We start from the raw sequence: 21357 nt of genomic DNA, 5'->3' as shown, positions 1-21357 counted from the left end.
CCTCAGCTCGCGAACGCGGCCTGGATCGGCCCGATCGCGAAGTACACGACGAAGGCCGCCGCCACGATCCACATCAGCGGGTGCACGCTGCGCGCACGCCCCGTGAGCGCCCGCAACACCACGTAGCTGACGAAGCCCGCGCCGATGCCGTTCGCGATCGAGTACGTGAACGGCATGACCACGATGGTGAGGAACGCGGGCAGGCCGACGGAGAAGTCGGCGAAGTCGATCTCCTTGATCTGCATGATCATCAGCGCGCCGACGACGACCAGCGCGGGCGCCGCCGCCTCGATCGGCACCACCGCGTACAGCGGCGTGAGGAACATGGCGGCGAGGAACAGCAGGCCGGTGACGATGTTCGCCAACCCGGTCCGCGCGCCCTCCGCGATGCCGGACGCCGACTCGATGAAGACGGTGTTGGACGACGAGGACGCCGCACCGCCCGCGACCGCGCCCACGCCGTCCACGAACAACGCCTTCGACACGCCCGGCAACTGGCCGTCCTTGCCGATGAGCCCGGCTTCCTTGCCCAGGCCGGTCATCGTGCCGACGGTGTCGAAGAAGTCGGTGAGCACCAGCGTGAACACCAGCAGCGCGGCGGTCAGCGCGGGCACCCGCGTCCACGCGCCGAACGACACGTCGCCCAGCAGCGAGAGGTCGGGCAGCCCGAACACCTGCTCCGGCAGGCCGGGGTAGCCGAGGTTCCAGCCGGCCGGGTTGGTGCCCTTCGACGGGCCGGCCTTGACGATCGCCTCGATCACGACGGACAGCACGGTCGCCGCCAGCACGCCGATCAGGATCGCGCCCTTGACCTTGCGCGCGACCAGGATGCCGGTGACCACCAGGCCGACCACGAACACGAAGGTGGGCCACGACGCGATCGACCCGTTGATGCCGAGCCCGACCGGCACGGTGGTGCCCGCCGCGTCCGGCACCCGGCGCACGAACCCGGCGTCGACCAGGCCGATGAAGCAGATGAACAACCCGATGCCGACCGCGATGGCCGCCTTCAGCTCCGCCGGCACCGCGTTGAACACGGCCGTGCGGACACCCGTGACGACCAGCAGCAGCACCACCAGGCCGTTGACCACGACCAGGCCCATCGCCTCCGGCCACGACATCTGCGGCACGATCGTGACGGCCACGAACGAGTTGATGCCCAAGCCCGTGGCCAGCGCGAACGGGTAGTTGGCGACGAGTCCGAAGAGGATCGTCATCACCCCCGCCACCAGCGCCGTCACCGCCGCGACCTGCGGGATGGTGAGGATGTTGCCGAGCACGTCGACCTTGGCGGAGGGGTCGTCGGCGGCGAAGCTGCCCAGGATCAGCGGGTTCAGCACGACGATGTAGGCCATGGTCACGAACGTGACGAGCCCACCGCGCACCTCCCGGCCGACCGAGGAGCCGCGTTCGGAGATCTTGAAGAACCCGTCCAGCTTGGACCGGGCCGGCGTCGGCGGGGTCGGCGTCTGACCGGCGGGTGTCCCGGCGGGTGTCTCGGCGGTGGCCATCTCATCTCCTCGATCGGTGGTGCGGAGCAGGCAGAGCGTGCCCTACTCGTGTTTCAGGCGGGTAGCCTGCCCGACGTGGCCGAACAGGACTCGACACCCCTCCCTCCCCCACCCCCGCTCCCCCCACGCCTGGCCGACCCCGTGCCCGCGATCGTGGTGGGGACGGCCCTGTGGCTGCTGGCGCTGGTCGGGGTGCTGCTGTTCGCGCGGGACCACACCGTCCTGCTCTGGACGTGCCTGTCCGGCGGCCTGCTGGGCCTCATCGGCTACGGCATCTTCACCTGGCAACGCTCCGCCGCCCGCCGAGGCAGCCGCACCGCCCAGCAGGGCCAAGGCCTGGAGTGAGCCCGACCCTCGGCTGACACCCGCCGCCTGACACCCTGCCGCGCCCGACCTCCGCTCGCGCACCCGGCACCGCTTGCGCGACCGGCACCGGCTGCTCACCGACGCCGCCCGGTACCGGCCGCCGCCGCCACCGCCGGCCGACCGCGCCCCACCCCGCGCCACCGACCGCCCCTGGGACGGCCCGGTTCACCGTCGACCGCGGTCCGACCGGCTGCCGCGGGCTGCCCGTCAGCTCGCACCGGTCGACGTGCTCCGGTCGACGTGCACCGGCCAAGGGCGGCGGGAGCCCGAGGGCTCGGCTGACACTGAGGGCCGGGGCGCCGCGCCTCCCTCTTTTCCGGCAACAAATCCGGGATTTCCATTCATCCCCGGACCCGCTTGCACGATCGGGTGATCTTGGCGGCCTGGTGGTCAGCCGAGGAGGACGGCTGGTGTCGGGTCGGCGATCAGCGCGGCGAACGTGTGCCGATCATCCCAGCGGCCAGCGGTCCACGCCAGCGCACGCGCTAAGCCCTCGGGCGTGTCCGCGGCGTGCACGACCGTCTCGTCCACCCACCACGACACCGAGTGCTCCGCACTCTCGGCCGCCACGACCAGGTCGTCGTGCACGATCACCGATCCGCCCGGCAGGTCCACCCCGAGCAGGTCGCACGCCAACCGCACCGCGCCCAGCTCCGACCAGACCACCTCGTCGCCCTCGCCGACGACCGCGCCGGACACCTCTTCCGACGCCAGCGGCAGCGCGAGCAGTTCCGCGAGTTCCGCCGCCGCGCCGGACGACGCCAGCACCTGGGCCGGCGGCAGCACGCCGAGCAGCCACGGCAGGTCCAGCACGAGCACGTCGTCGGCCGGCTCGGCGGCGCCCGTCAGCACCCGCACCCGGTCGGGCGGTTCCACGCTCACCGAGTCGGCCACCTCGGCCAGTTCCGCGTGCACCCGCAGCACCAAGGCGTCGGACAGCTTCCGCGCCGGGTCACCCAGCCGCGCGATGAGGTCCGTGACGTCGTCGGAGTCCACGACGCTCAACGACGTGCGCACCCCGGCGGCGGCCAGCACGTGCGGCGGGAGGCCGATCGGGGGCACGACGTCGTACAGGCCTTCCAACGCCTCCGCGTCGGGCAGCCGCCACGACCCGAGCGGCACGCCGTCGATCGTCGCGTAGCGGGCGAGCCACCAGCTCGTGTAGCCGTCCGGTTCGCTCACCGCGCGCCACGCCACGGGGTCGGCGGCCATCATCGCCAGCGCCTGCGGCCACTTGTCGCGCGCCACGAGGTCGAGGTCGCGGATGCCGAGCACCCGGGTCGGCGGCACGTCGAACGCGTCCCACCAGTAGCCCTCGTCGGCCAGGTCGTGGTCGGGTTCGGTGGGCGAGTCGTCCTCGACCACGGTGAACCCGTCGATCACGCCGACGTCCGCGAGCACCGACCGCGGCCACTCGGCCGCCACCTCGGCGTCCAGCACCCCGAACGGGGCGTCGGACTCCAGCACGGCCAGCAGCGCCGAGTCGGGCAGCACGAGTTCGTCCGCGCGCCGCCACTCACCGTCCGCCGACGGCAGCGCCAGTTCCGAGAGCCACGGCCGCCCGCCGGCCCGCGACACCAGTCGCAGCACGGTGCGGACCAGCTCGGGGCCGTCGAGCGCGGGGTCGTCCAGGCTGCGGTGCACGGCTTCGCGCACGGCGTCGGAGTCCAGCAGCTCCGCCGGGCCGGCTTCGGTGCCGCCCAGCCGCAGCAGCAGCGGGTGCGCCGCCTCGGGGTGCGCGATCCGCAGGCCGGACACCGAGAACAGCTCCGTGTCCGTGCCCACCAGCACACCGCGCGGGCTGCTCACCAGCCGCCCGTCGACCAGCGGCACGGGCAGGCCGCCCATCGCTTCGCGCGCGGTGGAGTCGACGTCGGCGACCGGTGACAGCGCGTCGTAGACCTGGTGCCACCACGACGGGTCGCCGCCGACACCGGCCAGCGCGGAGACCACTTCGGACACGCCGAGGCGGGGAACTTCCAGCGCCGCCAGCGCTTTCGCGTGCGGCGGCAGCGTCAGCTCGTAGTCCAGCAGGCCGGGGATGACGTCTTCCAGCAGCTCGACGAGGTCGAACGAGGCGAGGTCGAGCACCTTCGCGGTCGACGGCGCGGCCCACTCGCCGTCGGCCAGCGGCAGCCACGAAGCCGACCGCAGCGCCGCCAGCACACCGGTGCGCAGCCGATCGTCCACTTCGGACAGCGGGAAGCCGGGCAGGGGCACCAGCGACGTCCGCTCGACCGCCGGGAGCTTCGCCACGAGGTCCGGGTACGCCGCCGCGGCCTCTTGCAGCACGAACGTCGCCGCCGCGCCCGCCAGCACCCGCCGGCGTGACGGCTCGACCGGCAGGGTCGCGATGAGCCGCGCGGGCAGCGACAGCTTCTCGTCGGTGGGCGTCGGCGCGTGCAGGACGTCGCCGGCCGGCGGCTCGTCCATCGGCCACGCCCAGCACGCCGACCACTGCGGCCGCGACTCCACCCCGGCGACGAGCGCTTCGGGCAGTTCGCCGCCGACGCGGTGCACCAGCCACCGCTGCGCGCCGCCGGGCCCGGTCAGCACCACCACGCCGTCGGCCTCGGTGCGGTCCCACGCCTGCTCGCCGACCTCGACCCGCCGCAACCCGGGCAGCGCGAGCAGCAGGTCCGGCACCTGCTCCGCGAACTCGGCCAGCAGGGCGGGTCCGTCGACCGACCGCAACGGCAACCGGACCTCGGTGTCGAAGCCGTCCGGCACGTCCGACTCGTCCGAGGGCCACACGAGCCGCAGCACCGGCACGTCGCCGCCGCGCGCGGACGCCAGCGCGGGCACCGCCTCGCGCGTGCGGGTCGCCGAGAACGCCACCGCGCCGCTGCGCGACACCACCCGCGGTGCGTCGGTGACCGCCAGCACGGCCGCGAAGCCGACGCCGAACTGGCCGACCGTGTCGGCGGTCTTGGACGACGCGCGCAACGACGCCAGGGCCGCCACCCCGGCGGCGTCGAGCGGCGCGCCGGTGTTCGCCGCGCGCAGCTCACCGTCCACAACGGACAGTCGCAGCACGCCGGGCGCGTCACCGGCCGCGTCGGACGCGTTCTGCGCCAGCTCCACCAGCAGCCGGTCGCGGTACCCGCCGAGCCTGAGGTCCTCTTCGGCGTTGGCGTCCTCGCGGAACCGCGTGGGCGAGCCGCGCCACGCCGCCAGCACCGACTCGCGCAGCGCCTCGGTGCCGAACGGGTCCGCGCTCACTTCCCGCTCTCGACGTTGGCCTCGACGTCGAGCACCGCGTCGTCGTAGACGACCTCGGCGACCGGCACCAGCGGGCCGCCTTCGACCTCGACCTCGGAGTGCGCGCCGCACCCGTACTCCACGTGCACGACCTGGCCGTCGGCCGGCGTCATCTCGTTCGCGCACACCCCGAACGCGGCGCCGAGCGATCCGGCGATCCGGGTGTAGAACCCGCAGGTGCCGCAGTGGGCGGGCGCGCTGCGGGCCATCTCGCTGCGCGGCCCGAAGTCGCCGCCGTGCCAGCGCTGGGCGGCGTCGAGCACGCCTTCCCGCGACAGCACCCGGACGCGTCCGAGCCCGACCTCCAGGGCGACCTCCTCGACCGCCGGGTCGTCCGAGCCGACGTAGCCGGGCGCGAGGCGCGGGTCGTCCTCGGGCGTGGGCAGCAGGTCGCCGACCCCGAGGTCTCCCGCGCGCACCCGCTCGTGCCACGGCACCCACTCGGGTGCGACCAGGGCGTCGTCGCCGGGCAGCAGCACGACCTCGCTCACCGACAGCGGCGTGCCGGGTCCGGCGAACGCGACCGTGACGGCCCAGTTCCAGCCCTGGTAGCCCGCGTGGTCGGCTTCGAACAGGTGCGTCGCGGACACCGGGTCCTCGGCGACGGTGCCCACGTGGTCGCCGACGCGTTCCGCGCCCGCCTCCTCTTGCGCGGCGGCTCGGGCGAGCCGGACTGCCGCTGGGTCGGCGAGCGCTGGATCGGGCTGGCGGGTCGGCGTGGCGGTCACGGGATGAATTGTGCCGCACGTCTGCGCCGCGCCGTGCACACGTGCCACCCTTTCGGACGTGCGGTGGCTCCTGATGACGGTGGTCTTCGTGTTGTCGGCGGCGTGCACCACCCCGCCGAGCGGTCCGACGGGCGGTCCGACCGGGTTCGAGGTGCTGGGCACGCTGCCCCACGACACGGGCGCGTTCACGCAGGGCCTGGAGCTCGTGGACGGCAGCCTCTACGAGGGCACCGGCCTGCAGGGGCAGTCCTCGCTGCGCCGGCTGGACCCCTCTTCCGGCGAGCTCGAGCAGCGCGTCGACCTGCCCGAACCGCTGTTCGGCGAGGGCATCACGGTCGTGGGTGACCGGATCTGGCAGCTCACGTGGCGGGACGGCGTGGCCATCGAACGGGACCGGGACACGTTCGAAGAAGTGAGACGCGTCACGTACGAAGGCGAGGGCTGGGGGCTGTGCCGTGACGGCGACCGGCTGGTGATGAGCGACGGCAGCGACGAGCTGGCGTTCCGCGACCCGTCCTCCTTCGCCGAGACGGGCGCGGTCGCCGTGCGCCGCGACGGGCAGCCGGTCACCCGGCTCAACGAGCTGGAGTGCGTCGACGGCCAGGTGTGGGCCAACGTGTGGCAGACCGACGAGGTGGTGCGCATCGACCCGGCGAACGGCCAGGTCACCGCCACCGTCGACCTCGGCGGGCTGCGGCCGGCCGGTGTGCCGGAGACCGACGTGCTCAACGGCATCGCGGCCGTGCCGGGCACCGACGAGTTCCTCGTCACGGGCAAGAACTGGCCGACGATCTTCCGGATCCGGTTCACCCGGTAGTGACCTACCGTCTCGGACGTGGACATCGACCTCGACAACATCGCCCGCGCCGCCGAGACCATCGACCCCGTCTTCCGCGGCACCCCGCAGTACGTCGACGAGCAGCTCTGCACGGCCCTGGGCCGCCGGGTGCTGATCAAGGTCGAGACGGTCAACCCGCTGCGCAGCTTCAAGGGCCGGGGCGCGGACTTCATGGGCGCCACCCTGCCGCCGGGACGCCCGGTGGTGTGCGCGTCGGCGGGCAACTTCGGGCAGGCCGTGGCCTACGTCGGCCGCACCCGGGGCTTCCCGGTGGAGGTCTTCGTCTCCCGGTCCGCCGTCCGCGACAAGGTCCGCCGGATGAAGTCGCTCGGCGCGTCCGTGACCGAGGTGCCGGGTGACTTCACCGCCGCCAAGGACGCCGCCCGCGACCACGCCCAGCGCGTCGGCTCGATCTTCGTCGAGGACGGCCGCGACGTCGCCATCACCGAGGGCGCGGGCAGCATCGCCGTGGAACTGCTGCGCGCCGGCCGGTTCGACACCGCGGTGGTGCCCGTCGGCGACGGCGCGCTGATCACCGGCATGGCCCGCTGGCTGAAGGAGCACTCCCCGGACACCCGCGTCGTCGGCGTCTGCGCCGAGGGCGCGCCGGCCCTGGCGCGGGCCTGGGCGGGTCGCCCGGTGGCCGACACGCCCATCGACACCATCGCCGACGGAATCGCCGTCCGCGTCCCCGTGCCCGCCGCCATCCCGAGGCTGCGGGCCCTCGTCGACGACATGCTCCTGGTGCCCGACGACGCCATTCGGGACGCGATGGCGCTGGCCCGGACCACGCTGGGTCTCGTGCTCGAACCGGCGGGCGCGATCGGCCTGGCCGCCATCGCCGCCGCCGACATCCCGGGTGAAACGATCGCCACCGTGCTCACCGGCGGCAATGTGTGAGACAGCCCGCACCGGGTGAGGCAGGATTGGAGGCGTGACACCCCCTCGGCCGGAAGACCAGTCGCGGCGGTACCCGTGGGAGGACGACGAGTACAAGCCGCGCACCCGGCCGTACCCGACCCCGGGTTCGCCACCGCCACCCGACCCACCCCGGCAGGACCCGCGCGCCGACCGCGAGTCCGCCCGCTTCACCCCACCACCCCCGGACGCCGACTCGGACAAACCGACCGTCCCCACCTTGCCGAGGAAGCTGACCGTCACCCGCGTGGCGTGGTTCCGCACCAGGCAGCTCAGCAGCCAGGCCCTGGCCGCCTTCCGCAAGGCCGCGCACGCCGACGGCGCCAAGCAGTCCGGCCTGTCGTCCCTCACCTACGCGGTGATGCTGAACTACGCGGCCGACGCGGCGATGGCCGTCGCCCTGGCCAACACCTTGTTCTTCTCCGCCGCGTCGGGCGAGAGCCGGAGCAAGGTCGCGCTGTACCTGCTGATCACCGTCGCGCCGTTCGCGCTGGTGGCGCCGGTCATCGGCCCCGCTCTCGACCGCATCCAGCACGGCAGGCGGATAGCCCTGGCCGCGGCCTGCGCCCTGCGCGTCTTCCTGTCCGTCGTGATGGCGCTGAACTTCGACAACTGGGGCCTCTACCCGGCGGCGCTGGGCAGCATGGTCCTCTCGAAGTCGTTCACGGTCCTCAAGGCCGCGATCACACCCCGCGTGCTGCCGCGTGAGATCACGTTGTCCAAGACGAACGCCCGGATGACCGTGTTCGGGCTCGCCGCCGGCGGTGTCTTCGGCGCCGTCGCGGCCGGTTTCGCGAACCTCTTCGGCTCACCGGGGGCCCTCTGGTTCACCGCCGTCCTCTGCCTGGCCAACGCCTACTACTGCCTGCGCATCCCGTCGTGGGTCGAGGTCACCGAGGGTGAGGTGCCCACCTCGCTGCGGGCGAAGCCGCAGAAACCGAAGCGACAGCCCCTCGGCCGCACGGTCGTGGTCGGGCTGTGGGCCAACGGCTCGATCCGCATGCTGACCGGCTTCCTGATGCTGTTCGCCGCGTTCGTGGTCCGCGCCCAGACCGAGGGCGACGCGTTCATGCAACTGCTGCTGCTGGGGGTGATCGCCGCCGCCGCCGGCGTCGGCAGCTTCCTCGGCAACGCCGTGGGCGCGCGCCTGCACTTCGGCGCCCCGGACCAGGTGGTCATCGGCTGCCTCGTCGGCGCGCTGGTCACCGTCATCGTGGCCGCCGTCCTCCCCGGCCTGGTCACGGCCGCCGCCGTCGGCCTGGTCGGCGCCACCGCCAGCTCGCTGGCCAAGGTGTCGCTGGACGCGGTCATCCAGGACGACGTCCCCGACGAGTCCCGCGCGTCCGCGTTCGGCCGGTCGGAGACCATCCTGCAACTGGGCTGGGTGTTCGGCGGCGCGCTGGGCGTGCTGCTGCCGACCGAGTACTGGATCGGCTTCACCGTCATGGCCGTCCTCCTCGCGGTCGGCCTGGCGCAGACCGTCCAGACCAAGCGGGGCACGTCCCTCATCCCGGGCCTGGGCGGCGACCGCCCACTGCGGCCCGCGCCCGTCGTCCCCAGGCCGGGCACGTAGGCTCGACCGCCGTGCGCCGAGTCCTGATCCCCGTGTCGCTCCTGGTCCTCGCCGGGTGCGCGGCGGCACCCACCGACCCCGAGGTGACGTTCCACGCCGACGGCCGGACGATCAACGTCAGGCCGTCCCAGTACTGCGACCTGCAGTCGGAGAACTGCGACGTCACCCCCGACGCGGTCGGCGTGCTCCGCGTCCGCCCGGGCAAGCCGGTCCAGATCTCCGTGCCGGGCGACCTGGCCGACACCGCCTGGTCGGTGAAGTTCACCTACCGCAACGCCCGGGGCGAACCCCAGGAACCGCTGCGCAGCAAGCTCTTCACCGAACGCGAGCCCAGGTACGCCTACACCCTCGTGCTCCCGAACCCCGACGACCAGCTGGAAAGCGTCGAGGTCCAGCAGTACGGCGCCCGGATCGAGTCCAGCACCACCGGCGCCTTCGACTTCGTCGCCCGGGGCACCTGGGTCCTCTCCGTCGACGACCGCCCCACCGACTGACCCCCACCGCACCCCCACAGCACCCCCACCGCAACCCCACAACGGACCGCAGGCACCGCCGAGGCCCGATTTGACATGGGTTCGGGTGCTTTAGGCTGGTCGAAGCCGGGCAGGCTTGGCGGACGCTCTTCCCGCCAGGCCTGCCCGGCTTTGGCCTGCCTGGAGCGCCCGTAAGGGCCCCATGTCAAATCGAGCCGGACTCGACCACTCGCACCGCATTCCAGCACCCGCGCCGCATTCCAGCACCCGCACCGCACTCCGGCACCCGCGCCGGCCTCCAGCACTCGACCCCGAACCCCCGCTTTACGGATCCAACTCCCGCGCCACCGCCCGAACCACCTCGGCGATGAGCTTCGTGTTCTTCCGCTCCGGGTACCGCCCCCGCCGCAGCTCGGGCTGCACCTTGTTCTCCAGCAGCTTGATCATGTCCTCGATCAGGCCGTGCAGCTCCTCCGCGGGCCGGCGACGGGCCTCCGCGACCGACGGCGCCGGGTCGACCAGCCGGACCGACAGCGCCTGGGGACCGCGCCTGCCCTCGGCCATGCCGAACTCGATCCGCTGACCGGCCTTCAAGCCTTCGACACCCGGAGGCAGCGCGGATTTCCGCACGTAGACGTCTTCGCCACCATCCTGTGTGACGAAGCCGAAGCCCTTCTCCGAGTCGTACCACTTGACCTTGCCGGTCGGCACCGTTCTCACCAATCCTTATGCGATCACACGACGAACGCGCCCCGGGGCCTGCCCAAGGCGCGTCCCACCAGACTATCCAGAACACCACCGCCGGGGCACCTCCGATCGCGCGACTGCGCCCACCCCCGCCCCGCGCCCGCCCCGCGCCCGCCCGCGTCCGCCCCTCGCCCACCCCGGACGTGCCCCGCACCCGCGACTACGCTCCACCCATGTCGTCCTCGAAGCTGATGCCGCCGGCAGTGGCGTTGTTCGCGCTCGGCGTGGCGGCCATCGTCGCGATGTTCATCGCCGGCGAACGCGGCCTGCCCGTCTGGGTGTTCGCCGCGGGCTGGCTCTTGGCCCCCGCGGGTCTCGCGCTGGCCGTGTTCAGCGCGGTGCGGAACGCCCGACCTCGGCCCCGACGCTGAGCAACCGGTCGGCGTTCGCCCGCAGCCACCCCGGGAACGCGGTCAGGTCCGGCAGCACCACGTCCGCGCCTTCGGCCGTCAGCTCGTCGGCGTCGCACGGCCCGCTCACCACGCCGACGGACACCGCGCCGGCCGCCTTCGCGCCGCGCACGTCACCCACGTGGTCGCCCACGTACACCGCCGCGCCGTGCGCCTTCAACGCCTCGGCCTTGCCGGTCGACCACAGCTCCCCGAACAAGTGGTCGACCTCCCAGTCCAGCGCCGCCAGGTGCAGCGCCGCGTTGGCCCGGTACTTGCCGGTGACCACGATCGTCGTCCCACCCAGCTCACGCACCACCGCAAGCGCTTGCGCCGCGCCTGGCAGGGCGACCGTGGCCGGGATGACGACCTCCGGGTACAGCGCGCGGAAGCGGGCGATCAGCCTCGGGACGTCCTCTTCCGGCACGCCGAAGTCGCGGTAGATCATGTCCAGGGGCGGGCCGAGGTTGGCCGCGAAGTGGGCGCCGTCCAGCGGGTAGCCGGTCTCCGCCGCGACCGCGTCCATCACCGCGGCCATGCCGGGCCTGGGGTCGATCAACGTCATGTCCAGGTCGAAGCCCACGGTCAGCGGCACGGTTCGCACCCTATGCGCTGTGCCAAGCTTTGCGCCGTGACGGAACTCACCCGGTCCCTGCTCGACGCGGCGGTGGAGCTGATCGCGGCACACGGCTCACGTGGCCTGCGCATGGCGGAGGTCGCCGCCAAGGCGGGCGTGAGCAGGCAGACCGTCTACAACGAGTTCGGCAACAAGGAACGGCTCGTGCAGGCCGTGGCGCTGCACAAGACGGCCGAGTTCCTCGACGGCGTGCGCGCGCAGCTGCTGAGCGCCCCCGACCCGTTGGAGGGCCTGCGGCGCAGCATCGCGTTCGCGTTCGACCTGGCCGCCGAGGACCCGCTCGCCAGGTCCGTGCTGACCGGCGCGAACGCCGAGGACATGCTGCCGCTGCTGACCACCAAGGGGCGGCCGATCCTCACGCTCGCCACCTCGGTGTTCGCTCAGCACATCCGCCGGCACTGGCCCGCGCTGCCGGACGCGCGCGTGCGGCTGGTCGCGGACACGATCGTGCGGGTGGCGTTGAGCCACCTGCTCACGCCGAGCAGCCGCCGGGTCGAATCAGTGGTCCAGGTGACCGAAGCCCTCCTGGCCGACTGACCCCACCCACCGGCCCGCCGACTCCGGACTCCACCGACCTCACCGGCCTCACCGACCTCACCGACGCGCCGCAGCCCCGACCTTCCTCACACCGACTCGCCGCTTCCCACCCTCGACAGGCCTTCCCCCGACCTGGCGCCCACCGACCTGACGCCCACCGCCCCGCCGCACGTCCTCCCGCCGGGGAGCCTCACGCCGCCGGACCACCGCCGGCCGCGCCGGCTCCTCGGCCCGCGCGGACCTCCGCGAGACCACGACCAACCCCGCCGCGCCGACCAGCCCGGCCACCGCGACCAGCCACTTCTTGCCCATGTTCTAACCCGCCACGTCGTCGTAGGTCAGGCCCACCCGTTCGGCGGCCCTGGTGAGGGTGCGCAGGATCGCCAACGACTCGGCGGGCCGCATCAACGGGCTCTCCGTCTCGCCCGCCAGCACCCGGTCCACGACCTCGCGCAGCTGTGGAACGTACCCCGCGCCTTCTTGCTCGTGCCGGTGTTCCACCCCGTTCACCACGATCCGGCTGGGGTTGAACAGCGCCTCCGGCACCTCGACCAGGCCCCGCGTCCCGTACACGACCGCGCCGGACTTCAACGGGCTGACCAACGACGACCCGAGCAGCGCGTGCGCGCCGCCCTCGTAGCCCAGCAGCATCCCGATCTCGGCGTCCACGCCGTCGACCAGCCGACCGTGCGCCTGAACCGTCTCCGGCCCGCCCAGCAGCAGGTGCGTGAACGACACCGGGTAGATCCCGAGGTCGAACAGCGAGCCGCCGCCCAGCGCCTTGTTCCACAGCCGGTGCGCCGGGTCGTGCTCCAGGGTGAAGCCGAAGTCCGCCCGGACCGACCGGACCTCGCCGATCTCGCCGGCCGCCACGACTTCCGCCATCCGCCGGATGAGCGGGTTGAACCTGGTCCAGATGGCTTCCATGAAGAACAGGCCGCGCTCGTGCGCCAGGTCCACCACGTCCCGCAGCTCGCGCAGGGTCAGCGTGGCGGGCTTCTCGCACAGCACGTGCTTGCCCGCCTCCAGCGCGGCGCGGGTCACCGCGTGGTGCTGGACGTGCGGCGTCGCCACGTAGACGACGTCCACGTCCGGGTCGGCCAGCAGGTCGGCGTAGTCGCCGTAAGCGCGCGGGATCCCGTGCTTGGCCGCGAAGGATTCGGCCTTGGGCAGGGCGCGCGAGGACACCGCGAGCACCTCGACGTCGGGCAGCAGGCGGAGGTCGCCCGTGACGACGTCGGCGATGCCGCCGGTCGCCACGACACCCCAGCGGAGTTTGTTCGGCACAGGACGGGAGCTTAATCGGGCAAGATGGGTGCGTGAGGCTCATCTTGAACCTGATCTGGCTGGTCCTGAGCGGCTTCTGGCTGGCCGTCGGGTACGTGGTCGCCGGCGTGGTGTGCTGCGTGCTGATCGTCACCATCCCGTGGGGGCTGGCGTCGTTCCGCATCGCGAACTACGCGCTGTGGCCGTTCGGGCGCACGGTGGTCGACCGGCCGGGCGCGGGCGCGCCGTCCCTGCTCGGCAACGTCGTGTGGATCGTCGTGGCGGGGATCTGGCTGGCCATCGGCCACGTGGTCACCGGCGTGCTGCTGTGCGTGACGATCATCGGCATCCCGCTGGGCGTGGCGAACTTCAAGATGGTGCCGGTCTCGCTGATGCCGCTGGGCAAGGAGATCGTCGCCCTCCCCTGACCCGACCCGACCTCCCCGCCCAACCCAAGCCTCGGTCTCAGCCGCCGACCTCGTGCAGGCACAGCACGTTGCCCTCGCTGTCGTGGAACCAGGCCGCCTTCTCCGACCCGAACGCGGCGACGTGGTTCACGGTCTTCAGCTCGGGCAGGTCGTAGTCCTTGAACCGCACGCCGCGCCGTTGCAGCTCGCCGATCTCGGCGGTCAGGTCCTCGACCTCGAAGCTGAGCACGGTGTGCCCGCTCTGCGCGCCCTCTTCAGCGGGCATCAGGCCGAGCACGTCGCCCCGGCCCAGCTCGAAGAGCCGCGTGCCGTCGCCGGTGTCGCCGAGCGGCGTCAGGCCGAGCCGGTCGGCGTAGAAGCGGGCCGCCCGGTCGGGGTCGGTCACGGGCAGGATCGTCGTGGTCCGCGTCGCGGTGAGCATGGCGTGCCTCCTTGCGGTGGCTGCCATGCTGCGCTTACTCCGACTGGTCCGCAACCAGTTGGACGACCAGGCACGGGCCGCCGCTGTAGAGGCCCGCGTCGACCGCCAGCACCTTGTCCTCCGCGTACCGCAGCGGGCCGTCGATCTGCTCCGGCGGCACGCCGAGCTGGTCGGCGATGACGCTGTGCCCGTGCACCACCTCGTGGCCGCCGAGGACTTCGAGCAGCTCACTCGCCACGAGCGCGCCGTCGGGGCCGCGGAACGCGTAGCGGGTGGTCATCTTGCGCCAGCACTCCCACCAGTGCTCCAGGTCGTCGCTCCGGAGCACCTCCCGCACGGCCTTGTTGACCTCGTCGATCGTGTCGCCCCACTCGAGGTAGGCGAGGGTGTCGGAGTGCATCAGCAGGTGCCCGTCGACCTCGGTGAGCACCCGGCGGCTGGTCAGCCACTCGATGTGGGCGTCGGTGAGCCGGTCCTGGTCGCTGCGCAGGCCGCCGTTGAGCAGCCAGCTGCGGGCGAAGCTGCGCGGGGTCGGCGCGCCGGGCACGTTGCGGTCGCCGAACCGGTGCATGCCCAGGAGCAGCACCTCGTGGTTGCCGATGAGCGCGTCGACCTGGCCGCCGCTCTGCTCGGCCAGCCGCATCACGAACTCGATCACCCCGATGCCGTCGGGGCCGCGGTCGACGAAGTCGCCGAGGAACCACAGCTCCGCGTCACCGCCGCACCAATCACCGTCGGCGTCGACCAGGCCCGAGGCGTGCAGGGCGCGGGTCAGCTCGGCGAGGTGCCCGTGCACGTCGCCAACCACGAAGAGCGGTCGTTCCACACCTGCGACGATAAGCGACGCGGGCGCGTGGTGCGCAAAAGTCGATCAGCGCTCGGCCCGGACGCTTCGGTCGGACGGGCCCGAACCTCCCCCGCCGGGGTGAGATCCGGGTGGTTCGCCGTGACGAAACCCGGCCCGCGCGGAGCTGCCGCGCGACCGGGCCGAGCGCATGGCCGACCGGATCAACGGCATGCCCGCCGCAGGTGACGACCCCGTCACGTCAGGTCCGGCCACCCGAGCAGCGCGTCCGCCTTCGCGCGGTCGCCCGTCACGGTCACCTCCCGCACGCCGAGGCGCCGCCACAGCAGGAGGTACAGCTGCTCGGCCGTGCCGACGACCCGGGCGTCCGCCGCGCCGCCCGCGAGCCGGGCCGGTGCCGCCGACCCGTCGGTGCCCAGCAGCCAGCCGGCGTCGGTGTCGGTGGCCGCCAGCTCCAGCACCGCCGGCCCGCCGGCCCACGCCTCGCCGTGGAGGAAGCGCGCGAAGAAGTCCTCGATGCCGTCCACCGCCAACGCGGCCGGGATCGACTTCGCCTCGCCCACCGCCCGCTGCGCGTCGCAGCAGTGCACGACCGCTTCGTGCGCCTGCCGCTGCGCCAGCGCCGCCGCCGTGTCGCGCCGCTCCTCGTTCCACCACGCCCAGACCGGCGCGTCCGGCCCGGCGACGCGCAGGTAGTCCTCCTGCACGGCGACGTACCGGGCGCTGATCTCGCGCCACCCCTCGACCCGGTCCGGTCCGGTGTCGGCGGCCCGCCGGGCCGCCTCCTCGTCCGGGTACGCGCCCTTCGCCAGCACGACCGCGGTCCACCAGGCCTGCACCTCCGCCAGGTGCGCCACCAGGTCGTCGACCGTCCACCCGGGACAGCTCGGCACCGGCGCGCCGAGGTTGCCCGCCACCGCCTCGGTGAAGGACCCGCTGTACTCCTCGACGACCGCCAGGTGATCGATGCCCATGCCCGCAGACGCTAGCCGCGACCACCGACATTCCCGCTCGACCGCAGGTCAAAGGAGGTGCCGACACCCCACCCGCTCGACCGACCCCGGCTCAGCCCGCCGCCGCTCGACCGACCCCGGCTCAGCCCACCGCCGCTCGACCGACCCCGGCCCCGGCTCAGCCCGCGTCCGCGAGCCCGTCCGGGAACGGGTCGGCCGAGTTCCCGACCAGGTCCGCGATCGACTTGACCACCCGCGTCGGCCGGTACGGGTACAGCTCCGCCGTCGACTCCGTCGAGATCCCGGTGAGCACCAGGATCGTGCGCAGCCCGGCCTCCAGACCGGACCGCACGTCGGTGTCCATCCGGTCGCCGATCATCAGCGTGCTCTCCGAGTGCGCGCCCAGGGCGCGCAGCGCCGACCTCATCATCAACGGGTTGGGCTTGCCCACGTAGTAAGGAGCGCGCCCGGACGCCCGCTCGATCAGCGCGGCGATCGAGCCGGTCGCCGGCAGCGAGCCCTCGCGCGACGGGCCGGTGGCGTCCGGGTTCGTCGCGATGAACCGCGCGCCCTCCTCCACCAGCCGGATCGCCTTGGTGATGGCGGTGAAGCTGTAGGTGCGGGTCTCGCCGAGCACCACGTAGTCCGGGTCGCGGTCGGTCAGCACGTACCCGACCTCGTGCAGCGCCGTGGTCAGGCCCGCCTCGCCGATCACGTACGCCGAGCCGCCCGGCCGCTGCGAGTCGAGGAACCTGGCGGTGGCCAGCGCGGACGTCCAGATGGCGGCCTCCGGCACCTCCAGGCCCGTGCGGGACAGGCGGGCCCGCAGGTCGCGCTGGGTGTAGATGGAGTTGTTCGTGAGCACCATGAACGGGATGTCGTTCGCGGTCAGCTCGGCGACGAACTCGCTCGACCCCGGGATCGGGTGCTCTTCGTGCACGAGCACGCCGTCCATGTCCATCAGGTAGTTCCACTGAGCGGCCATGGCGGACATGCTGCCGGCTCAGGCCTCGATCACGCGCCGCCGGAACGTCTCGATGAGCGCCTGGTTGTAGCGCTCCAGCACGTCGCGCTCCTCCTCCGTGAACCGCGACAGCACCTCGCGCAGCGTCTCCTGGGCGCCGGCGAAGAGGTGCTCGAACCTGCCCTCGTCGCCCACCGTGACCTCGACGAGCACCTTGCGCCGGTCGTGCGGGTCGCGCACCCGCCGCACGTACCCGGCGCGCTCCAGCCGGTCGATGACGCCGGTCACCGCGCCGGTCGACAGGCCGGACAGCTCGGCGATCCGACCGGCGGTGATGGGGCCCTCGGCGCGCAGCGCCAGGTCGAGGCACTTCTCGTCGGTCGGCGACAGGCCCATCCGCTCGGCCACCCGGCTGTGGAACAGGACGGTGAGCGCGCTGGTCTCCCGCGCGTAGACGCTGAACCGCGCCAGCACGTCCGCGGGCACCTCGTGCTCACTGGTCATGCCAGGCAATTTAGCGTTCCCACCCGGGGTTCCGGCGAACGTGTCCGGCATCCTCGCCCAAGTCACCGCCGGCCGCCGTCCCCCATTTCCACCAGCACCCACAAGTGTCGGCCGATTACCCTGGCAGGGGTGACAGCTGTCGAGTTGGGGCTACCCGTCGTGCGCGGCAACCCGGACACCTCCGAACGACCGGACTCACCGCTGCTGGTGGACCGGTTCGGCCGGGTCGCGACCGACCTGCGCGTGTCGTTGACCGACCGCTGCAACCTGCGGTGCACCTACTGCATGCCGGCGGAGGGCCTGGACTGGCTGCCGAAGCCCGACCTGCTCTCCGACGACGAGCTCGTCCGCCTCATCGGCATCGCGGTGACCCGCCTGGGCGTGACCGACATCCGGTTCACCGGCGGCGAGCCGCTGCTGCGGCCCGGGCTGGACGACGTGATCGCGGCGACCGCGGCGCTCGACCCCCGTCCCCGCATCTCGATGACCACGAACGGGTTGACCTTGGCCAAGCGCGCGGCCGGGCTGGTCGCCGCCGGGCTCGACCGGGTGAACGTCTCGCTCGACACCCTCGACCCCGAGCGCTTCCACCGCCTCACCCGCCGCAACCGGCTGGGTGACGTGTTCGCGGGCCTGGCCGCCGCGCGGGAGGCCGGGTTGACGCCGGTCAAGGTGAACACGGTGCTGATGCGCGGCGTGAACGAGGACGAGGCCGTGCCGCTGCTGCGCCACTGCCTGGAGCACGGCTACCAGCTGCGGTTCATCGAGCAGATGCCGCTGGACCCGCAGCACGGCTGGGACCGCGCCGACATGGTCACCGCCGAGGAGATCCTGGCGTCCCTGCGCGCCGAGTTCACGCTGACGCCCGAGCCTGGCGAGCGGGGCGGCGCGCCCGCCGAGCGGTGGCTGGTGGACGGCGGCCCGGCCGTGGTGGGCGTGATCGCCTCGGTCACCCGACCGTTCTGCGCGGCGTGCGACCGGACCCGGCTCACCGCCGACGGCCAGGTGCGGAACTGCCTGTTCAGCCAGTCGGAGACGGATCTGCGAGCGTTGCTGCGCGGCGGGGCGTCGGACGAGGACGTCGCGAGTGCGTGGCGCGGCAACTCGTGGGCGAAGGCCGCCGGGCACGGCATCAACTCGGCCGGCTTCAGCCAGCCGGACCGGCCCATGAGCGCGATCGGAGGGTGAGGTGCGGCTGACGGTGCGGTACTTCGCGGGGGCGCGGGCGGCGGTGGGGGTGGCCGAGGAGAGCTTCGAGCTGCCCGGCGACGCGGCCACGGTGGGCGCCGCGATCGAGGCGGTCCGGCGCCGGCACGGCGCGGAAGCGGTCCGCGTGCTGCCCGCGTGCAGCTACCTGTTGGACGGTGTGGCCGTTCGCGATCATGACACGGCCGTGTGGTCCGGGTCACAACTCGACGTGTTGCCACCCTTCGCCGGTGGATGAGTCTTCTCCACTCATGCGGCTTAGTACGTGAGGTAAACCTCACTTACGGTGATTAATCTCGGCGAATCTCGGAACGGAAACAGACCGGTAACGGTGCCCTGAGCTGGCTAAACGGCACGCTCGGGGAGTCACTCTGTCGCGTTACAGTGACGTGAGTCACATGCCAGATCATTTGGCGCGAGCCTCCCGGTTACGTACCGTCGCTTCTCGGTTGGCCCCGACCGACCAGAGCTAGACCGGGACGCCTCGCACCGAACCTGTCCACCGGTGTCCCGGAACACCCCCCGAGCGAGAGACAACCACCGGACAGGGATCAAGCCGAACGGCGTACCGGGCCCGAACCCGAGCCGGACGAGCAGGTGCGGGTGGACGAGAGGGAAATGGCTTCTTACCGAGGCAAGCACCGTCCGACCACCAGTTCCACCGCCCGGAGCATCGCGAAGGTCGCCGTCGCCGGCGTCATCGTCGGAGCGCCCCTGGCCATGGCCGCCGGCACCGCCAACGCGCAGTCCGACGTCAACTGGGACGCGGTCGCCGCGTGCGAGAGTGGCGGCAACTGGAGCATCAACACCGGCAACGGCTACTACGGCGGTCTGCAGTTCCTGCCGTCCACGTGGACCTCCCACGGTGGTTCCGGAATGCCCCACCAGGCTTCCCGCGAGGAGCAGATCCGGGTGGCCGAGAACGTGCTGCAGACCCAGGGCATCGGCGCCTGGCCCGTCTGCGGCCCCAAGGGCCTGGGCGGCGCCGCGGCGCCCGCCAGGACCGCCCCGGCCCCGGCGCAGCCGCGCCAGGCCGCCCCCGCGCCGGTCCAGCAGGCCGCGCCGGTCCAGGAGGCCCCCGCTCCCGTGACCGTGGCGCTGCCGTCCTCCAACCCGAACGGCGACTACGAGATCAAGGCGGGCGACAGCCTGTCGAAGATCGCGGACGAGCTGAAGGTCGAAGGCGGCTGGGCCAAGCTGCACGAGCTCAACAAGGAGTTCATCCCGAACGCCGACCTCATCCTGCCTGGCCACAAGATCGCCACCAAGTGACCTGTGGCCGGCGCGAGTCGGTGCACGACGGAGCAGGGACCCCGGATCGCCCCCCTCGGCGATCCGGGGTCCCCGACCCGTCTCCGGGCCTGACCCGCGGGTGACGCGGCCGGCCGACGACCGCCGTCGCCCCGACCGGCGGTCGTCGCCGCCGCTCAGGGCATGTTGACCCACTCGTCGTCACCGTCGGCGAAGACCTGCCGCTTCCACACCGGCAGCCGTCGCTTCACCTCGTCGACGAGCTCCGAGCACACCGCGAACGCCTCACCCCGGTGGTCGGCGGACACCGCGCACGCCAGCGCCACGTCCCCGATCGCCAGCGCGCCGACCCGGTGCGACACGGCGACGGCGCGCACGCCCTCGAACCGGGCCACCACGTCCGCCACCACCTCGGCCACCACCGCGCCGGCCGTCGGGTGCCCGACGTACTCCAGCTCGCGCACCGAACGCCCGTGGTCGTGGTCGCGCACCACCCCGGCGAACGTCACCACCGCGCCCGCCGACACGTGCTCCACCAGCTCGGCGTGCTCGGCCACGGACAGCGGTTGGTCGCTGACGGTCGCGCGCAGCACCTCGGTCACGCGTGGTCACCTCCGGACACCTGGTCGACGGCGTGCTCCAGCACGGTCGCGAGGACGTCCAGCCCGTCGCGCACCCCGCCGGTCGAGCCGGGCAGGTTCACCACGAACGTGCGGCCCGCCACCCCCGCCACCCCGCGCGACAGCACGGACGTGGGCACGCGCGGCCAGCCTGAGCCGCGGATGACGTCGGCCACCCCCGGCACCTCGAAGTCCAGCACCGACCGGGTCGCCTCCGGCGTGCGGTCGGTCGGGCTGACGCCCGTGCCGCCGGTCGTGATGACGACCGCGACCCCGTCCGCCACGGCCGCCCGCAGCGCCTCCGCGACCGGCTCGCCGTCCGGCACGACCACCGGGTCCGGCACGTCGTAGGACCGCTCCCGCAGCCACGCCACGATGATCGGCCCGCCCCGGTCGGCGTACACGCCCGCGGACGCCCGGTTCGACGCGGTGATCACCCGCGCGGTCCGGACCGCCGCACCCGCCGCCCCGGGCGTCACGGGCGCTCCCACAGGCCGGTCTTGCCGCCCTCCTTGCGCTCGACCCGCACCGCGTCCAGCGACGCCGCCGGGTCGACCGCCTTCACCATGTCGTGCAGCGTCAGCCCGGCCACCGACACGGCCGTCAACGCCTCCATCTCCACGCCCGTGCGGTCCGTCGTGCGGACGGTCGCGGTGATGCGCACCTCGGCGTCACCGAGCACGAGGTCCACCCTCACCCCGGACAACGCGATCGGGTGACACAGCGGCACCAGCTCCCACGTCCGCTTGGCCGCCATGATCCCGGCGATGCGGGCCGTGGCCAGCGCGTCGCCCTTCGGCAGGCCGTCGCTGCCCAGCAACGCCACCACCTCGTCCGTCGTGCGCAGCACACCGGACGCCACCGCCGTGCGCGTGGTCTGCTCCTTCTCGGACACGTCGACCATGCGCGCCGCGCCGCTGGAGTCCAGGTGGGTGAACTGGTTGCTCATGGAGCCGATGCT

General features: G+C 72.8%; 23 protein-coding genes and 1 pseudogene. 11 read left to right on the top strand and 13 right to left on the bottom strand.

Annotation, left to right across the window (positions count from 1 at the left end; all coding sequences use genetic code 11):
- Positions 1-2 precede the first annotated feature (2 nt).
- A complete protein-coding gene (locus tag IOD16_RS39430; protein WP_201438343.1) occupies positions 3-1511 on the bottom strand; it encodes an NCS2 family permease in 1509 nt (502 codons plus the stop codon).
- Between the two features lie 75 nt (positions 1512-1586).
- On the opposite strand from IOD16_RS39430, the gene IOD16_RS39425 reads away from it, so the two are divergent.
- Positions 1587-1856: a DUF2530 domain-containing protein gene (locus IOD16_RS39425; RefSeq protein ID WP_201438342.1), complete on the top strand. Its 270-nt coding sequence runs from the start codon at positions 1587-1589 to the stop codon at positions 1854-1856.
- A gap of 411 nt (positions 1857-2267) precedes the next feature.
- Here the strand turns inward: IOD16_RS39425 and IOD16_RS39420 are convergent, their stop codons facing one another.
- Entirely contained in the window at positions 2268-5099 is a 2832-nt protein-coding gene (locus IOD16_RS39420; RefSeq protein ID WP_201438341.1) for a sacsin N-terminal ATP-binding-like domain-containing protein, read from the bottom strand.
- On the bottom strand, positions 5096-5866 hold the full coding sequence (locus IOD16_RS39415) for a DUF3027 domain-containing protein (protein WP_236594643.1): 771 nt from the start codon (positions 5864-5866) through the stop codon (positions 5096-5098). The genes IOD16_RS39420 and IOD16_RS39415 overlap by 4 nt, the downstream gene beginning before the upstream one ends.
- Before the next feature lie 73 nt (positions 5867-5939).
- Between IOD16_RS39415 and IOD16_RS39410 the strand changes: the two genes are divergently transcribed.
- The 4 genes from IOD16_RS39410 to IOD16_RS39395 are packed head-to-tail and all read left to right on the top strand — an operon-like array spanning position 5940 to position 9689.
- On the top strand, positions 5940-6683 hold the full coding sequence (locus tag IOD16_RS39410) for a glutaminyl-peptide cyclotransferase (RefSeq protein ID WP_201441770.1): 744 nt from the start codon (positions 5940-5942) through the stop codon (positions 6681-6683).
- 18 nt (positions 6684-6701) lie between these two features.
- Positions 6702-7604 carry a threonine ammonia-lyase gene (locus IOD16_RS39405; RefSeq protein WP_123744348.1) on the top strand — a complete coding sequence of 301 codons (903 nt, stop codon included), beginning with the start codon at positions 6702-6704 and terminating at the stop codon, positions 7602-7604.
- Positions 7605-7629: 25 nt separating this feature from the next.
- Positions 7630-9195 carry an MFS transporter gene (locus IOD16_RS39400; RefSeq protein ID WP_442978145.1) on the top strand — a complete coding sequence of 522 codons (1566 nt, stop codon included), beginning with the start codon at positions 7630-7632 and terminating at the stop codon, positions 9193-9195.
- Positions 9196-9206: 11 nt separating this feature from the next.
- On the top strand, positions 9207-9689 hold the full coding sequence (locus IOD16_RS39395; protein ID WP_201438339.1) for a DUF2771 family protein: 483 nt from the start codon (positions 9207-9209) through the stop codon (positions 9687-9689).
- 303 nt (positions 9690-9992) lie between these two features.
- Here IOD16_RS39395 and IOD16_RS39390 read toward each other — a convergent pair whose 3' ends face one another.
- On the bottom strand, positions 9993-10379 hold the full coding sequence (locus IOD16_RS39390; protein ID WP_123744351.1) for a cold-shock protein: 387 nt from the start codon (positions 10377-10379) through the stop codon (positions 9993-9995).
- A gap of 209 nt (positions 10380-10588) precedes the next feature.
- Here IOD16_RS39390 and IOD16_RS39385 point away from each other — a divergent pair, with 209 nt between their 5' ends.
- Positions 10589-10786 carry a hypothetical protein gene (locus tag IOD16_RS39385; protein WP_201438338.1) on the top strand — a complete coding sequence of 66 codons (198 nt, stop codon included), beginning with the start codon at positions 10589-10591 and terminating at the stop codon, positions 10784-10786.
- On the opposite strand, the gene IOD16_RS39380 is transcribed toward IOD16_RS39385, so the two are convergent.
- The gene (locus tag IOD16_RS39380; RefSeq protein ID WP_123744353.1) at positions 10746-11399 is read right to left on the bottom strand and encodes an HAD family hydrolase; all 654 of its coding nucleotides are present in this window, start codon (positions 11397-11399) and stop codon (positions 10746-10748) included. The genes IOD16_RS39385 and IOD16_RS39380 overlap by 41 nt on opposite strands.
- Positions 11400-11435: 36 nt before the next feature.
- On the opposite strand from IOD16_RS39380, the gene IOD16_RS39375 reads away from it, so the two are divergent.
- Positions 11436-11978 (top strand): TetR family transcriptional regulator, encoded by a 543-nt coding sequence (locus IOD16_RS39375; protein ID WP_201438337.1) that lies wholly within the window; start codon positions 11436-11438, stop codon positions 11976-11978.
- Between the two features lie 315 nt (positions 11979-12293).
- Here IOD16_RS39375 and IOD16_RS39370 read toward each other — a convergent pair whose 3' ends face one another.
- Positions 12294-13265 carry a Gfo/Idh/MocA family protein gene (locus IOD16_RS39370; RefSeq protein WP_201438336.1) on the bottom strand — a complete coding sequence of 324 codons (972 nt, stop codon included), beginning with the start codon at positions 13263-13265 and terminating at the stop codon, positions 12294-12296.
- Positions 13266-13297: 32 nt separating this feature from the next.
- On the opposite strand from IOD16_RS39370, the gene IOD16_RS39365 reads away from it, so the two are divergent.
- Positions 13298-13672 (top strand): YccF domain-containing protein, encoded by a 375-nt coding sequence (locus IOD16_RS39365; RefSeq protein ID WP_123744356.1) that lies wholly within the window; start codon positions 13298-13300, stop codon positions 13670-13672.
- 37 nt (positions 13673-13709) lie between these two features.
- Here the strand turns inward: IOD16_RS39365 and IOD16_RS39360 are convergent, their stop codons facing one another.
- The 5 genes from IOD16_RS39360 to IOD16_RS39340 form a co-directional block, all read right to left on the bottom strand.
- Positions 13710-14093, bottom strand: coding sequence for a VOC family protein (locus tag IOD16_RS39360; protein ID WP_201438335.1), 384 nt, complete (start codon positions 14091-14093; stop codon positions 13710-13712).
- Positions 14094-14127: 34 nt separating this feature from the next.
- Positions 14128-14919 (bottom strand): metallophosphoesterase, encoded by a 792-nt coding sequence (locus IOD16_RS39355; RefSeq protein ID WP_201438334.1) that lies wholly within the window; start codon positions 14917-14919, stop codon positions 14128-14130.
- A 215-nt stretch (positions 14920-15134) separates the two neighbouring features.
- Positions 15135-15872 (bottom strand): maleylpyruvate isomerase family mycothiol-dependent enzyme, encoded by a 738-nt coding sequence (locus IOD16_RS39350; RefSeq protein ID WP_201438333.1) that lies wholly within the window; start codon positions 15870-15872, stop codon positions 15135-15137.
- Positions 15873-16029: 157 nt separating this feature from the next.
- The gene (locus IOD16_RS39345; RefSeq protein WP_123748168.1) at positions 16030-16836 is read right to left on the bottom strand and encodes an HAD-IIA family hydrolase; all 807 of its coding nucleotides are present in this window, start codon (positions 16834-16836) and stop codon (positions 16030-16032) included.
- Positions 16837-16854: 18 nt separating this feature from the next.
- A complete protein-coding gene (locus IOD16_RS39340) occupies positions 16855-17319 on the bottom strand; it encodes a MarR family winged helix-turn-helix transcriptional regulator (protein WP_201438332.1) in 465 nt (154 codons plus the stop codon).
- A 129-nt stretch (positions 17320-17448) separates the two neighbouring features.
- Here IOD16_RS39340 and moaA point away from each other — a divergent pair, with 129 nt between their 5' ends.
- The 3 genes from moaA to IOD16_RS39325 all read left to right on the top strand — a co-directional run bounded on the left by moaA (position 17449) and on the right by IOD16_RS39325 (position 19797).
- Entirely contained in the window at positions 17449-18507 is a 1059-nt protein-coding gene (gene moaA / locus IOD16_RS39335; RefSeq protein ID WP_201438331.1) for a GTP 3',8-cyclase MoaA, read from the top strand.
- 1 nt (position 18508) lies between these two features.
- Positions 18509-18763 carry a MoaD/ThiS family protein gene (locus IOD16_RS39330; RefSeq protein ID WP_123744362.1) on the top strand — a complete coding sequence of 85 codons (255 nt, stop codon included), beginning with the start codon at positions 18509-18511 and terminating at the stop codon, positions 18761-18763.
- Between the two features lie 380 nt (positions 18764-19143).
- Positions 19144-19797, top strand: a complete 654-nt coding sequence (locus tag IOD16_RS39325) for a LysM peptidoglycan-binding domain-containing protein (protein WP_123744363.1) — start codon at positions 19144-19146, stop codon at positions 19795-19797.
- A gap of 155 nt (positions 19798-19952) precedes the next feature.
- Here IOD16_RS39325 and IOD16_RS41620 read toward each other — a convergent pair.
- Positions 19953-20875: pseudogene (locus IOD16_RS41620) on the bottom strand (molybdenum cofactor biosynthesis protein MoaE).
- The gene (moaC, locus tag IOD16_RS39310) at positions 20872-21345 is read right to left on the bottom strand and encodes a cyclic pyranopterin monophosphate synthase MoaC (RefSeq protein WP_123744365.1); all 474 of its coding nucleotides are present in this window, start codon (positions 21343-21345) and stop codon (positions 20872-20874) included. The pseudogene IOD16_RS41620 and the gene moaC overlap by 4 nt, the downstream one beginning before the upstream one ends.
- Positions 21346-21357 lie beyond the last annotated feature (12 nt).

The sequence above is a fragment of the Saccharothrix sp. 6-C genome, from assembly GCF_016695385.1.
Classification (GTDB): Bacteria; Actinomycetota; Actinomycetes; order Mycobacteriales; family Pseudonocardiaceae; genus Actinosynnema; species Actinosynnema texasense.
Note: the sequence above shows the minus strand (reverse complement) of the source record. Positions and strands in the feature narration are given on the sequence as shown.

What these genes read in the sequence shown, in the direction of transcription:
- IOD16_RS39430 (WP_201438343.1), bottom strand. Translation starts at nt 1,511, where the DNA reads ATGGCCACCGCCGAGACACCCGCCGGGACACCCGCCGGTCAGACGCCG.
- IOD16_RS39410 (WP_201441770.1), top strand. Translation starts at nt 5,940, where the DNA reads ATGACGGTGGTCTTCGTGTTGTCGGCGGCGTGCACCACCCCGCCGAGC.
- IOD16_RS39385 (WP_201438338.1), top strand. Translation starts at nt 10,589, where the DNA reads ATGTCGTCCTCGAAGCTGATGCCGCCGGCAGTGGCGTTGTTCGCGCTC.
- IOD16_RS39360 (WP_201438335.1), bottom strand. Translation starts at nt 14,093, where the DNA reads ATGCTCACCGCGACGCGGACCACGACGATCCTGCCCGTGACCGACCCC.
- IOD16_RS39350 (WP_201438333.1), bottom strand. Translation starts at nt 15,872, where the DNA reads ATGGGCATCGATCACCTGGCGGTCGTCGAGGAGTACAGCGGGTCCTTC.
- IOD16_RS39345 (WP_123748168.1), bottom strand. Translation starts at nt 16,836, where the DNA reads ATGGCCGCTCAGTGGAACTACCTGATGGACATGGACGGCGTGCTCGTG.
- IOD16_RS39340 (WP_201438332.1), bottom strand. Translation starts at nt 17,319, where the DNA reads ATGACCAGTGAGCACGAGGTGCCCGCGGACGTGCTGGCGCGGTTCAGC.
- IOD16_RS39325 (WP_123744363.1), top strand. Translation starts at nt 19,144, where the DNA reads ATGGCTTCTTACCGAGGCAAGCACCGTCCGACCACCAGTTCCACCGCC.
- moaC (WP_123744365.1), bottom strand. Translation starts at nt 21,345, where the DNA reads ATGAGCAACCAGTTCACCCACCTGGACTCCAGCGGCGCGGCGCGCATG.